Annotated in this window: 12 protein-coding genes and 1 tRNA gene; 4 read left to right on the top strand and 9 right to left on the bottom strand. The window is 42.8% G+C overall.

Annotated features, from left to right (window positions below; translation table 11 throughout):
* Window positions 1-215: 215 nt before the first annotated feature.
* Both WBA23_RS10930 and WBA23_RS10935 read right to left on the bottom strand, forming a co-directional pair.
* A complete protein-coding gene (locus WBA23_RS10930) occupies window positions 216-689 on the bottom strand; it encodes a YfiR family protein (protein WP_424582315.1) in 474 nt (157 codons plus the stop codon).
* Window positions 690-1,189: 500 nt separating this feature from the next.
* Window positions 1,190-1,262: transfer RNA gene (locus WBA23_RS10935), tRNA-Phe, on the bottom strand.
* A gap of 60 nt (window positions 1,263-1,322) precedes the next feature.
* Between WBA23_RS10935 and WBA23_RS10940 the strand changes: the two genes are divergently transcribed.
* Together WBA23_RS10940 and WBA23_RS10945 are read left to right on the top strand one after the other, a co-directional pair.
* Window positions 1,323-2,732 (top strand): 4Fe-4S dicluster domain-containing protein, encoded by a 1,410-nt coding sequence (locus tag WBA23_RS10940; RefSeq protein WP_424582316.1) that lies wholly within the window; start codon window positions 1,323-1,325, stop codon window positions 2,730-2,732.
* 63 nt (window positions 2,733-2,795) lie between these two features.
* Window positions 2,796-3,590 (top strand): (Fe-S)-binding protein, encoded by a 795-nt coding sequence (locus WBA23_RS10945; RefSeq protein WP_424582317.1) that lies wholly within the window; start codon window positions 2,796-2,798, stop codon window positions 3,588-3,590.
* Between the two features lie 326 nt (window positions 3,591-3,916).
* Here the strand turns inward: WBA23_RS10945 and WBA23_RS10950 are convergent, their stop codons facing one another.
* From WBA23_RS10950 to ruvB, 7 genes are all read right to left on the bottom strand, one after another.
* A complete protein-coding gene (locus tag WBA23_RS10950) occupies window positions 3,917-4,426 on the bottom strand; it encodes a hypothetical protein (RefSeq protein WP_424582318.1) in 510 nt (169 codons plus the stop codon).
* 60 nt (window positions 4,427-4,486) lie between these two features.
* Complete coding sequence (locus tag WBA23_RS10955) at window positions 4,487-4,918, bottom strand: ABA4-like family protein (RefSeq protein ID WP_424582319.1); 432 nt, start codon at window positions 4,916-4,918, stop codon at window positions 4,487-4,489.
* A 158-nt stretch (window positions 4,919-5,076) separates the two neighbouring features.
* Window positions 5,077-6,645, bottom strand: a complete 1,569-nt coding sequence (locus tag WBA23_RS10960) for a hypothetical protein (RefSeq protein WP_424582320.1) — start codon at window positions 6,643-6,645, stop codon at window positions 5,077-5,079.
* 35 nt (window positions 6,646-6,680) lie between these two features.
* Window positions 6,681-7,760 carry a chorismate synthase gene (gene aroC, locus WBA23_RS10965; RefSeq protein WP_424582321.1) on the bottom strand — a complete coding sequence of 360 codons (1,080 nt, stop codon included), beginning with the start codon at window positions 7,758-7,760 and terminating at the stop codon, window positions 6,681-6,683.
* A gap of 37 nt (window positions 7,761-7,797) precedes the next feature.
* Window positions 7,798-9,276 carry a BatD family protein gene (locus tag WBA23_RS10970; protein WP_424582322.1) on the bottom strand — a complete coding sequence of 493 codons (1,479 nt, stop codon included), beginning with the start codon at window positions 9,274-9,276 and terminating at the stop codon, window positions 7,798-7,800.
* 437 nt (window positions 9,277-9,713) lie between these two features.
* Window positions 9,714-10,637 carry a tRNA epoxyqueuosine(34) reductase QueG gene (gene queG, locus WBA23_RS10975; RefSeq protein ID WP_424582323.1) on the bottom strand — a complete coding sequence of 308 codons (924 nt, stop codon included), beginning with the start codon at window positions 10,635-10,637 and terminating at the stop codon, window positions 9,714-9,716.
* A 30-nt stretch (window positions 10,638-10,667) separates the two neighbouring features.
* Window positions 10,668-11,696, bottom strand: a complete 1,029-nt coding sequence (gene ruvB, locus WBA23_RS10980; RefSeq protein ID WP_424582324.1) for a Holliday junction branch migration DNA helicase RuvB — start codon at window positions 11,694-11,696, stop codon at window positions 10,668-10,670.
* Window positions 11,697-12,100: 404 nt separating this feature from the next.
* Here ruvB and WBA23_RS10985 point away from each other — a divergent pair, with 404 nt between their 5' ends.
* Both WBA23_RS10985 and WBA23_RS10990 read left to right on the top strand, forming a co-directional pair.
* A complete protein-coding gene (locus tag WBA23_RS10985) occupies window positions 12,101-13,129 on the top strand; it encodes an FAD:protein FMN transferase (RefSeq protein ID WP_424582325.1) in 1,029 nt (342 codons plus the stop codon).
* A 4-nt stretch (window positions 13,130-13,133) separates the two neighbouring features.
* On the top strand, window positions 13,134-14,225 hold the full coding sequence (locus WBA23_RS10990; protein ID WP_424582326.1) for an anhydro-N-acetylmuramic acid kinase: 1,092 nt from the start codon (window positions 13,134-13,136) through the stop codon (window positions 14,223-14,225).
* Window positions 14,226-14,292 lie beyond the last annotated feature (67 nt).

Genomic DNA, 14,292 nt, shown 5'->3' on the forward strand with positions numbered 1-14,292 from the left:
ACACAACCTAACCTAAATCTTCAATGCTTTGCGGTTCAGAAGGAAGGTAAAGGAGGGGTCATCTAGGCGTGACCCGTCTCTTTTACTACACTACACAACCTAACCTAAATCTTCAATGCCTCGGTTCGGAAGGAAGGTAAAGGAGGGGTCATCTAAGCGTGACCCGTCTCTTTTACTACACTACACAACCTAACCTATATCTTTCAATGCTTTGGTCAAATAAGTATTGCTAAACTAAGTAAGCTACTACTCGCCTGTAAACCAGTCTTTTTTAACGCTAGCTGATTAATCTTAAATCTTAACTTAGAGCCATCTACTACAAAACTTACTGGGGCTCCTTCACTAGCCAAATCTTCCTCGGTAACAATGAGCACACCAGTGTCTTCTATTTGCGACACTAATTCAGCTAACTGCGATGAAGCTGACTTCGGCACATAAATTATATTGCAGACTTTTGCTTCGCTGGGTGATTTAATCGTCTTCACCGCTATCTCACTCTTGTTTTTTAAGTTGCCTTGTAATTCATCAGCTATATTCTGCTCCTGAAGTACTCCTATTACGTAGCTGCCTGAAGTAGCTGGAAAATTTATATACTTAGTAAAGTTGTAAAGATAAATCGCTTCCAGCTTTCGAGTTGAAATTTGAGCATTGACATGTAAGGAGCAGAACAACCCTATTATCAAAATCACCCAACTATTTATCTTCACCTGCCTCATTCTCAATTCCTTTTTGCTCTAGACATATACAAATGTATTAGCTAGCTTTGTCAATAAGAATTGGGCTTTGACGAATTACCTACACATGTAATTTTGATCCCAGTTCTTAAACAAATTATGATTTTTGGTAGAGTATCTTTCGATCAAGATGTTCATATTTAAATAATGAAATAGTAATCATAAGTGGCTAAAGCTTCGTATGAGTAAACAGTTAAATCACTTCGTCTTCCTTTTTTTTAATAACTATTGAAATATGAGCCAATAAATTTCTGATATGACAAATTATTAGGCATTATCTTTCGTTATTAGAAATAGTATGCTTGCATAACAAATTTTATAATCACTATATTTGCAAGGAGCAATCTCTAGGAATTTACATGTAGTAAAGAGAGCGGTATTATGAAAGAAATAATGGAAAATTGCTTAAAAACAATAAAAGCCTTCTCGCGTAAAGCAAGAAGGCTTAAAAGAAATGGTGATGAGTGGGCTCGAACCACCGACTCACGGATTTTCAGTCCGATGCTCTACCAACTGAGCTACATCACCGTAGTGGGCTACAAAACTAGATAAAATTCTGAATGCTGCAAAAATTTTAAAGAAAGTTATATGTTAGCTTATCTCGGACAAATTGTATTTATCATTATTGTAGGAGTTGCTTCGGTCATTTTGGCTAAGCGAATTCAGCGGATTCGACAAAATATCTTGCTAGGTCAAGATACAACTAGAGACGATCAATCTCATAAACGCTGGCGTACCATGCTATTAGTTGCATTCGGTCAGCAAAAAATGTTTAAACGGATCATTCCTGCATTTTTTCACTTGCTCATTTACGTAGGATTTATCGTAATTAATCTGGAAGTGCTAGAGTTCGTGCTGGATGGTCTGCTGGGAACCCATCGCTTGTTTATGCCCTATTTGGGTGATGTATATTTAGTTGCAATGAACATTTTTGAGACGCTAGCGGTGCTGGTCATTCTCGCTTGTGTAGTTTTTTTGTGGCGTAGAAATGTGCAGAAAGTGAAGCGATTTCATGCTCAGGAGATGACCGCTTGGCCTAAATTAGATGCTAACCTTATTTTAATCATTGAGATTATTTTGATGTTCGCTATTCTGACCATGAATGCTACTGATCAATTGCTACAGACTCGTTCAAACTCGGGTTATGAAGCTACCGGAACATTGTTTTTTAGTTCACTGCTAATTCCCCTATTCGCTGGGTTAGATACTAGCACATTAATATTTGTTGAACGCTTTGCCTGGTGGTTTCACATCATCGGAATTTTAGGGTTTGCCATCTACGTCACGTACTCTAAACACTTGCATATATTTTTGGCGTTTCCCAATACGTATTATTCTCGACTGGTACCCAAGGGACAAATGGATAATATGCCCGCGGTTACCAAGGAAGTGCAAATTATGCTCGGGGCCCAACCGGAGAACGGGGCAAGCGATGCTGAGGAAGAGGTGGGCCGATTCGGAGCAAAGGATGTAAACGATTTGATGTGGACTGACTTAATGGGGGCGTACGCCTGCTCGGAATGTGGCCGTTGTACTTCGGAGTGCCCGGCTAACCAAACCGGAAAAAAGCTGTCGCCTCGCAAAATTATGATGGATACGCGCGATCGGTTAGAAGAAGTAGGTCAACAGCTTGACAAAGGTGAAAGTGAATTGGAAGATGGTAAATCTTTGCTCGATGATTACATCAGCAGGGAAGAGTTGAATGCTTGCACTACGTGTAATGCCTGCGTTGAGGCTTGTCCAATCAATATCAACCCATTGTCTATTATTCTACAAATGCGGCGCTACGTAGCGATGGAAGAAGCACAGTCTCCCGCTTCCTGGAACGCAATGTTTTCTAACATAGAGAATAATTTTGCTCCTTGGAAGTTTGCCCCTACCGATCGGTTTAACTGGGCGGATGAACTCGCTAATGAAGAACAAAAAGGGGAAACTGGTAACGGAAGCGGTTCCCTGTCGGAACCGGAGACTGAAAACCAGAAACCGGAGGAGAAATAGATTTTTAAGAATTATTAGCATACAGCAACTTTGAGCATTCAATCATTAAACAATTCAGTTGATATGAATAAAGAAGTAAAAGTACCAACGATGGCTGATCTGGTGGCACAAGACGAAACCCCGGAAATATTATTCTGGGTAGGCTGTGCCGGTTCTTACGATGACCGGTACAAACGAGTGACCAAAGCTTTTGTGAAAATTTTAAACGCAGTAGGTACTAAGTTCGCAGTGCTGGGTACGGAGGAGGCTTGTACCGGAGATCCGGCTCGCCGCGCCGGAAACGAATTTCTCTTTCAAATGCAGGCAGCCGCCAATATTGAAGTACTGAATGGCTACGAGATAAAAAAGATCGTGACGGCTTGCCCCCACTGCTTCAACACCATTAAAAACGAATATCCTGAGCTAGGAGGAAATTATGAAGTAATTCATCACTCTACTTTTCTTCAGCAGTTGATTAATGAGGGTAAAATTTCAATGAAGGGTGGCGGAAGTTTTAAGGGACGCAAGATCACGTATCATGATTCTTGCTACTTGGGTCGGGCTAACAATATTTATGAAGCTCCGCGCGAAGTGCTGGAGGCATTGGATGCTGATCTAGTAGAAATGAAACGCTGTCGTACCAAAGGACTTTGTTGCGGAGCCGGTGGTGCCCAAATGTTTAAAGATGCCGAACCTGGTAACAAAGAAGTGAATATTGAACGAACAGAGGAAGCGTTAGGGACGGGGGCAAAAACTATTGCCGTGGCCTGCCCCTTCTGTATGACCATGATGAGCGATGGGATAAAAAATAAGGAAAAAGAAAGTGAGGTAGCCGTAAAAGACTTGGCTGAATTGATTGCTGAAAATAATCAGCTTTGATAAGGGAACTGGTTCATCAGATCTTATCACGGATAAATGCTAAGGGGGAACTGTAGTTGTTTACAAAACGGTAAAATCCCCGCCCCCCCCTTTAAGAAAGGGGGGAGGGAAGATCAACGAAATAATGTACTAAGCAGTGGGCGAGCGTTAGTTGCTTCCCAGAAAATAAATACAGTAATGCCAGTATAGATCGCTGAGAATGCCCAAACCCACCCGCGAGCGTATTGCCATTGTTTTTGTTCAATCTTGTAAGCAAAGAATGGAATAATCTGTAGGCTATGGATACCGATAAAATGAGCAATCCGTAAATCGCCACCCTCAGTACTCTAATTAACAAAAGGCAACCCTGCTCCGCCATCAGCTACACCTATGCTGTGCGATAGCTGCCCGACCATCATTCCACCTACGGCACTGGCGAACAAAAACAGTAGTAATGCTAAGCGAACCGCTAGCCGATAGGTGGGTGGCAGTCTAATTTTTCCCACAAAAAACAAAATCGTCATCCAGGTAAAAAGCAGCGTGTTAGTCACAATGGCAACTCCCATAGTATAGTAAATCCTCGCATCCAGTATCGTCGCTCCATTAAAATGGGATTGTACTCCCCGGGCAGCCTGAAATACGATGCAGACAATCTCAATAACCATAGTAGCTGCTATTCCCCAAGAAATAATGCGTACCGAGCGCGGATAAGCCGTTAGATATTTTAGAAACCAGCCTACTGTCCACAAATAAACAACAATAGACAAAGCAAACTTCATCGGCTTAACCCAAGCATTGATCCCCATGACCGTGCGTTCGTCAATAGAGAATAGCGTGAGCAGAATAAGAAATAGCACCGCATGTGCTAACCCTACATAGGCTAGCAGGCGATTTCGCCGAATTAGCTCTTGTAAAACTTAAGCAAGGTCATGCGATAATTTCTTGGTACGGATAGTTCGGATGATAAGATAGAGTAGCAAGCCAATAGGCCCCAAAAAGAACGTAAACAGCAAACAGGGAATAATCAGCCAATGCGATATTCCTAACTTTTGAGCATTTTCCACCTCCCAACTACCTACGAACAGATCAAAGGCCAAATAATGCACCCACCCCGCCAACAAAGACCAAGGATTCTCAAAAAGTTGGCTTACTTCGGCTAGCGAACCGAAGCCGCCTTCTGAATTGCCAAAATGAGTAATAATTAGAATAGCATATAAAGCAGAGAGCAGAAGCACTACACCGAGGCGAACCAACGCAAGAGTATATTTCCATCGGAAAGCCACGATTAGTAGAATCCAGCCGATAAGTACAAAGGTGCTAGCAAAAGAGAAGATGGTTTCGGGTTGCATGGCTGAAATTAAAAGTAGATAGTAGAAAATTGATAATTAAGTCAAATTTGGCGGTTAATTATTTATGCAAAGAATGAGAAGAGATATTAAAAAATAAGAAAAATAGTGGGCAGTCGGCCAATGAGTGAGGTAGACCGTAGAATAATCAAGATGAACGGTTAGCGAGTGGTTTGAGTAATACGTAATGCTACCATATGTTCAAATTCAGGTAATTCAAGTTGGATGGTTTCACCACTACCAGAAATATTGCCCGTATCAATAGCTTCTCCATTGAATGGAGAGACAAACTCGTAGTTGAAATTTCCCTGAGGTAAATTCAGTTTAACCCAGTCGGTGGCTTGACCCGTGAGGAAGATAGCGTACTGCTGACCTGCTTCAGCTAAGCACTGAGTTTCTAGTCCAGGAGAGTGAACAACCGTAGAAAAATCAGGACGCATACGAATGTAGTCCAGTGATTCCATAAACTCATGCAAGTAGACTAGTTGCTGACGCAAGGTAGTGCTGCCGCCCCCCGGAGCATCGTTGCTGCCCTTTCCATCTTCGTGGTTCACGTAAAACGAATAATCAAGATTGTTAAAGACACTGCCCCCCGCTACAATAAACTGCCAAGCTTGCCGCAGATAAGTAGTATCTGAACTCCCGGCGAACCCAGATTCATCGAAGCTAATTGGTCGATCCCAGGCGTAGTTCATCCAGACGGCTTCGGGCCAAGCGTAGTGGAAGTTGAGAACATTTACACCATCTTGTACTTCTTCTAAAGAGTGCTTAAAGTTAGCGTAGTTTTGCGCAATAAGATGCTTCTTAGTTAGATTCCGCTCAGCGGCCACGATTTGATCGACCATTACCTGCTGCCACTCCGAAGACGCTTCAGAAGCAGTTTGAGCCCACTTTGCCCAAGATAACCCTTTAGGATCTAATGTTTTGAGTGTCCGCAGGGCGTTTTGTGGATCATCCGACCAAGGCTCGTTTTGGATTTCGTAGAAGATATTGTCAAACGCATTAAGCTCAGTAACAATCTTAGCGACCATTTTTTTCTGATAATCTGTTAGCGAGCCATTCGCCAGCGTATTCGACTTTTTCCGGTCTACCTCAGGAATGTCGTTCACATTGTTCCCCGAATTGAAGGGATTGCGTTCCCATGATTCATCCGCATACGTAGAGCAAAAGAAAGTTACTTCCACGATGATATCCCGCTGATCAGCCTCACGAATAAAACTTGTCAATCGCTCAAAATACTCAAGATTCCATTCATCCAGATCAAATTTCTTTTCTCCTTGGTACAGTCCTTCTTCATCGGTGCGATTCCAGGGAGTAATAAAACGATTGACTGCGGGAGCCAGCGTATTATTGCCAATATTAAAGCTACCGGGAATTTCTACGTAGGATCCTACAAAAATTCGGGTGTAATTCATTCCCTCCTGTTGCATTGTCTCCAGATAGGTTTCGTAATCAAAATCCAGATTAAGTACTGCCCCGTAGTGCTCAGCCGAAGTAATCAGCAGCGTAGGTTCCTCCTGATAGATAAAGTAGTGAGAATTGTCAGGGTGTAACGCAATGGGTTGAGCAGCACCCGGTTGGACCGCACCCGGTTGGACCGCACCCGGTTGGACCGCATCCGGTTGGACCGCATCCGGTTGGACCGCACCCGGTTGAGCTACAAGTGATTGAATTGTGAATACGCTAATGAAAACAAACGATAGCGCAGCAAAACGTAGTAAAGAAAACATATTAGGTTATTGAAATTAGTGTAGCCTAATATAAGTTATTCTAATTTAGTGGTTACATTGCGCAAAAACATGTCGACAATAACAAGTGCCGCCATTGCTTCTACAATGGGAACTGCCCGGGGCACCACGCAAGGATCATGACGTCCCTTTCCCGAAACGGTCACTGTTTCGCCGGCTTCGTTCACACTATCCTGATCTTGCATAATCGTCGCTACCGGTTTAAAAGCCACTCGGAAGTAAATGTCTTCGCCATTGGATATTCCACCTTGTACGCCGCCGGAATGATTCGTCTTCGTACGGATAGTTCCTCTATCACTATAGATTTCGTCGTTATGCTGCGAACCGCGTAAAGTAACCCCATCGAAACCGCTGCCGTACTCGAATCCCTTAACCGCATTAATGCTTAGCATTGCTTTACCTAGCTCAGCGTGCAGCTTATCAAACACCGGCTCTCCTAAGCCCGCTGGAACTCCAGTAACAACGGCACTCACTACTCCGCCAATGGTATCTCGGTCTTTACGAACCTGGTCAATTAGATTAATCATCTGTTCGGCGGTTTCTAAATCGGGGCAGCGTATGGGGGTAGCTTCAGTTTGAGAGAAATCCAGTTGAGTATACGGTTTTTCTAGCCGTAAACTGCCTACCTGAGAAACATACGCCTGAACGTCAATTCCTTTATGTTTTAAAAAGAGCTTAGCAACCGCCCCTGCTGCTACTCGGGCGGCAGTTTCTCGGGCTGAGCTACGGCCACCGCCTCGGTAATCCCGAACTCCATACTTAGCGTGATAAGTATAGTCCGCGTGCGAGGGACGAAACTTGTCAGCAATATGCGAATAGTCTTTACTCCGCTGATCCTCGTTAGGAATGTAAATGGCTAACGAAGTGCCGGTAGTTTTCCCTTCAAACACTCCCGATAAAATCTGGAACGTATCACTTTCCCGACGTTGCGTCGTAATTTTGGACTGACCTGGTTTACGCCGACCCAACTCTTGCTGAATAAACTCTTCATCTATTGGCAGTCCGGCCGGACATCCGTCAATCACTACCCCAATTCCCTTCCCGTGCGATTCGCCAAAGGTGCTGATTTTAAACAACGTTCCGTAAGTATTGCTCATAAACTAAAGCTAAAGGCAAGCCACAAATTAATCAAATTTACTTCTTGAATGTGATTACCGCCACGAGAGCCAACATTCCGATAATCAGAATATTAGCCGCTAGTTGCAACCAACCATCATTATTGCGGCTTTGTAGTGTGTTGTTTACTCCCGCAATCCGGTTGTAGAAAGAACCTACATCTTGCGAGCTGATGTATTCATTCTTACGGCTCTTTCCTTCTACTAATACCTGAATGTCAGAAGATAAAGTATCGTACTGCTGACTAGCTGTATTAAAAAATACCCAGTTGAAATAGTCCCCTAGATTATACTCACCTGGCTCATTTGGTACGGCATAATACGAAAAAGCTTTAGAACCCGTCACCTGATTGCTGCGTCGATTGATATTTTGTTCTACGCTAGGCTCGTAGAAATCGAAAGCATCAGTAGTGCGAACGGGCGGCTTTTCAATGTAGTTGATATTTCCCTCGCCCATAACTTTGAAAGTATAATTAAAACTACCTCCCGTGTTTAACTCTTGCTCTGAGATAGATTCATCTAGCCGGTAGTTTCCTACCGCTACTGATGCCTTTAGAGGGTGCGGTGGCAACTCTCTCACGTATACCGTGCGTGGCTCGGTCTTAAATTCTTTGAAGCCCTCTTGCCGTCGTCGCCCAAAGACTGAAGGGTTTTTCGCCACTTTATACTTAATCATAGTAAGAGGTACACTCGGGAAACGAATTGGCTCGGTATTATTTGGGTAGTACGTTGCTTGATATATCTTGTACTGCGTATACCCCTGACCATTAATAGTGACTGGCTGCCCATTAATATTCTCGATATTGAAGTTTTCTTCCCACACACTAGAGGGGCGCAGTTGTTTTAGAATATCGGTCAGTTGCTTACCAATATCGTAAAATTGTAGCTGGGCTTGGTTTTTATCCGATAAATAAATAGCCAATGTAGTAGTAAATCCTTCGCCAAGGTAGACAGTATCCTTACTAGTAGTTAGTGCTACGAAAGCTTCAGCTTTTACATCTACAAATTCTTGAGGCTGGTTGCGCCGACCAAATAAGTTATCAAAGGGATCGCTGAAAAATGGATTTTGAGCATTGCGCTGCTTGGGTGGACCTACCGTAATAGTGGTTCCTGGTGAACTAACTTCTGTATCATTAACCGCAAGAGTGAATGAAGGCAACTTAAATGTACCCTCTCGAGAAGGTAGGTATGATTGTGTAACGCTATACGACGAAGAAATCTGTCCGTTAATAATATTAGTGGAAGATGAAGAAGATGTTCCGGCTTTTTCAAATCCAGCAATATCAGGAAAGTCTCCGTAGCGACGAAGTCGATCATTGGCTATCTTTAACGTAATGGAAAATTGCTCGTTGGCACCAATCTCATTAGGGCCCAGTTCTACCGAAACATTCTGTGCTTGAATTGGAATTATGACCAATAAAAAAAACGGAATTAGCACAATACTTAAAATATTATTCTGCGTAAATACTTTCTTTTGAAATAAAATAGTAGATTTCATAGCATTACCAATTCAAGAACTTGCAAATTAGTACAACTTATTATATATTTATAGTCTATGCGGTTGTAATCAATTATGATACAACAATTCATTGAAGGTTGCTTTCTCTCAAGTTTGATTTTTTTTAACTAAATCTTTTACGCCTATGCAAATATACAACAGGCACGTAGACGCAAAGCGTATTCATGCTGAGTTAAGTTATTCTAAACTTATTCTCGCTAAAGTAAGTTTTGACTCTCTTCTTTTTCGTAAGGAATTGAAGAAAGCGTTAACGATCTTGTTACCTGCGGATGTTGAAATGCTTAGAAGTTGGTGTTATATCAAATTCGGCCAGCAGTACCGAAGCATCCTAGACGAGTGTTTCTCGAAAACACGCTTTAATTAATTTGCAACAACGATTAATATTTTGAAAGCTGCCCTACATTAGGCAGCTTTTTTTATTTGCTAACAAACCGAATATTACGCTTAAGTCCGGAAAATTTTGCCCGTTTCACTGCTGACTTTTTAAACAATTTACGAAATACCTCTTCGGTTATCTCCTCCCAATCACCCTTAGTCATTTCGTTTATCTCAGCATGAGGCTCCAATAGTGGTTCTTGGTGCGGCTGCGCGTGCCGATTCCAAGGACACACGTCTTGGCAAATGTCGCAACCAAATATCCAGTCCTCAAATTTCCCTTCTACCTCTTTCGGAATCTCTTCCTTCAACTCGATTGTAAAATACGAAATGCACTTGCTGCCATCTACTACGTAAGGCGCCACAATAGCGTCTGTGGGACAAGCATCCAGACAGCGAGTACAAGTACCGCAGTGGTCAGCTACCGGATGGTCATACTCCAGTTCTAAATCCAACAACAGAATAGCAATGAAAAAAAAGCTGCCTTTTTGTTTATTAAGTAATAAACTATTTTTCCCAATCCAGCCTAAACCACTTTTTTGCGCCCAAACTCGCTCTAATATCGGAGCTGAATCTACAAAGGCTCGCCCAGCTACTTCGCCTACTTCTTCTTGTACACTATTTAGCAGTAACCGTAACTTCTTTTTGATGATAAAATGATAATCCTGTCCGTAGGCGTACTTGGCAATTTTGTAGGAATCAGGAGAGGCTAAATCTTCTTGAGGGTAATAATTGTAGAGCAATGTCACTACCGACTTAGTCCCCTCCATCAGCTTTGTCGGATCAAGGCGAATGTCAAAGTAATTTTCTAGGTAGTGCATTTTTCCCTGCTTACCTTGATTCAGCCATTCTTCTAGGCGCGGTGCTTCTTCCGATAAATATTCAGCTTTGGCAATTCCGCAGAAATCAAAGCCTAGTTGTTGAGCTTCATTTTTAATAAATTGAGAATAACTTGCGCGACGCATAGATCACCAATTTTCAGAGTACAATCAAGGCTAATCAAACAACCCCTGCGCTCGGCCGGGAGGAATAATCTCTAAATGCTTGTAAGCAATCTCAGTAGCTTCCCGCCCTCTTGAGGTTCGCTTAATGTATCCTTCTTTAATTAGAAACGGTTCGTAGACCTCCTCAATGGTTTCGGCTTCTTCACCACAAGCAGTAGCGATAGTGCTGATACCCACGGGGCCGCCCTTAAATTTTTCAATTATCGTTGATAAAATGCGGTTATCCATATCATCTAACCCGTTCTGATCTACGTCTAGCGCTTGCAAAGCCATTTCAGCAATAGTTTTATCAATAGTTCCATCACCTTTGATCTCCGCAAAGTCGCGCGTACGGCGCAGTAAGGTATTAGCAATCCGGGGAGTTCCTCGGCTCCGACGAGCAATCTCGTAAGCAGCGTCGTCTTTAATCGGTGTTTTCAAAATATGGGCCGAACGGTTTACGATGGTTGTGAGAAGTTCAGCATCGTAGTACTCTAGTCGGGCGTTAATTCCAAAACGGGCGCGAAGTGGTGAGGTAAGTAGCCCCGAGCGAGTAGTGGCTCCTACCAACGTAAACGGGCTCAGACTAATCTGCACGGTGCGAGCATTGGGTCCGGAATCCAGCATAATATCGATCTTATAGTCCTCCATCGCTGAGTAGAGGTACTCTTCTACAATGGGGTTCAAGCGATGAATCTCATCAATGAATAGCACATTGCCTGGTTCCATGTTGGTCAGCAGTCCTGCCAACTCGCTGGGTTTATCCAACACAGGTCCGGAGGTAGACTTAATTTGCGCGTCCAGTTCATTCGCAATAATGTGCGACAGCGTAGTTTTGCCCAAACCGGGTGGGCCATGTAGTAAAACGTGATCGAGCTGGTCGCCCCGTTTCTTAGCTGCCTGAACGAATATTTTCAGATTTTCTACAATCTTATGTTGCCCAGTAAAGTCACTAAATGATAGAGGGCGTAACGCTTTTTCAACTTCTTGCTCAACTGGGCTAAGATTTGTAACCTCTCCGGTTAAATAATCTTCTCTCATAATGAAATTGTGTTAGAGTATTGTTGTGTTTATGTATTAGAGTGTTATAGTTCTGAGTTTTGTAGCGGGTTAATACAACTTAAAAGTTTGAAACTTGCGGGTGGTGCTAGATAGGTAAATTCATTCTTTAGCAATCATTTTAAGTGAACAACATCGTTGCTCATCACTCAAGTAATTTGCGGCTATCTTCATTCTTTACGCCTCAATTTCGCATTCTAAAGTAATAACTAATTTATGTTGACAGTTTGCTTATTAATGTGTACTTGGAGTACAATAACACTTCTATTCCTGAATGTACAGAAAATTCCGTACTATCGCAGCAAAAATAATTCGCTTTGTGCTTTTCTTAAGTAAATAATACTTACTAAAGTAACACGTAGTATCTAAACAATCGTTCTCTAAATATGCATCCTAATCAGAAAAAAAATATAATTTATTCTATTGTACTGTTAGCATCGGTAGCCATTGTTTGGTGGGTTCGTGATCAACCCGAAGCAGTAAACGAGGAAGCTACCTACATGAATGTGCGAGGGCAAACGATGGGAACAACTTATAATATCAAGTATCAAGATGACCAAGGGCGCGACTTTAAAGTAGCCATAGATTCATTATTAGAGGTGTTCAATCAATCAGTAAATCACTATCTGCCTGACTCGGAAATTACTCGTTTCAACCAACAAGATACATTGTACTTCGATTTGCCTTACTTTTATCCAGTGTTGAAGCGTAGCGATGAAATTGTGCAAGCGACCAATGGTGCTTTTGATCCCACTGTGGCCCCTCTGGTAAGCGCCTGGGGATTTGGTCCAGAAGATCAACGGCTACCCAATGATACTAGTATTGACTCGCTATTGCAACTGGTGGGGTTTGATAAGATTTCGTACACTACTAACTACGCTACTAAGGAAATTGCAGGAGTGAGCCTCAACTTTAGTGCGATTGCTAAAGGAGCCGGAGTAGATGTAGTAGGAGAATACCTAGGTCAGCAGAGCATACATGATTTTATGGTAGAAATTGGAGGCGAGGTGCTGTGCCGGGGCGTAAACGATAAGGGCGAGCGGTGGAAAATTGGTATTGACGATCCTAACCAAGTAGGAAATATGTCCGCAGCGGTAACGCTAAATAATCAGGCTATTGCTACCTCAGGAAATTACCGCAACTACTACGAAGTGGACGGAAAAAAATACGCGCACACGATTGATCCTAAAACCGGCCAGCAGGTGACGCATTCCGTACTCAGCGTTTCGGTTATTGCCGACGATTGTATGACCGCCGATGGCTACGCTACTGCTTTTATGGTACTGGGCTTAGAACCTGCGAAGGAAATTATTGCCCGCAACCCGTCGTTGGAGGTACTTATTATTTACGATGAAAATGGTGCTACTAAAACCTTTCAGACAGATGGATTGGAAGATATAGTAGTTAATAGCTAAACTTATGAAGGATCAGTTAACGTATCAAGCAATTGGCATAATGTCCGGTACTTCGTTAGACGGACTAGACATAGCGTACTGTGAGTTTGCGCTGGAAGATAATCAGTGGAAATTTAGTATTCCGGTGGCAGAAACGCAGATTTATGATGAAGTGTGGCAACGGAAGCTATTAAATATAACCAAAGTAAGCGGTGAAGAACTCATCATTACCGACCAGGATTTGGGAGTGTGGATGGGTGAAGCGGTGAAGGCATTTATTAGCAAACATCAGCTACAGCCTGATTTTATCTCTTCGCATGGCCATACCGTGTTTCACCAGCCCGAGCGCGGAATTACCTACCAGATAGGTAATCCATTTGCTATTCAAGCGATCAGCGGACAAGCGGTTATCGGTCAGTTTCGCAACTACGATTTAGCCATTGGCGGACAGGGAGCTCCCTTAGTACCTGTGGGCGACCAGTTACTTTTCGGCGAATACGATGCTTGCCTAAACCTGGGAGGCATTGCCAACCTTTCTGCCCAGTGGCAGGGTAAGCGCATTGCCTACGATATTGGAACAGCCAATATGGTGATGAACTACTTTGCCCAACAACAAGGGAAACCGTACGATCATGACGGACAAATTGCTCAGCAGGGTCAGATAAATCAATTATTAGTAGATACGTTCAATCAACTTCCTTACTATCATCAGGGTTTTCCCAAATCATTAGGGTACGAATGGGTACATCAGGAAATAATTCGGCGGATTGAGCAAGCGAATCTCTCCGTACCAGATTCTATTGCTACCGCCCTCGATCATGCTGCCTATCAAATCGCGCAATCTCTACGTTTTTTTTCTGAAAAGCAGACTGATTCGTTTAGAGTGCTAGTAACCGGTGGCGGAGTTTTTAATGACTATTTTATGGAGTCTATTCGGAAATATACAGCTAACGGAATAGAACTGATTGTGCCCAACGAGAAGATTGTAGCCTTTAAAGAAGCTTTAGTTTTTGCTCTGCTGGGAGTGCTTCGGGTGCGTAACGAAGTAAATTGTCTACAATCTGTTACCGGCGCTCAATACGATCATTCGGCAGGCGTTATTTTTGGAAAGATATAACACAATGAGGAAACTACTGCTATTAGTTAGCTTCTTGCTCTGCTTACAAAGCGCCTTAGCCCAGGAG

The sequence above is a fragment of the Tunicatimonas sp. genome, from assembly GCF_049647865.1.
Lineage (GTDB): Bacteria > Bacteroidota > Bacteroidia > Cytophagales > Cyclobacteriaceae > Tunicatimonas.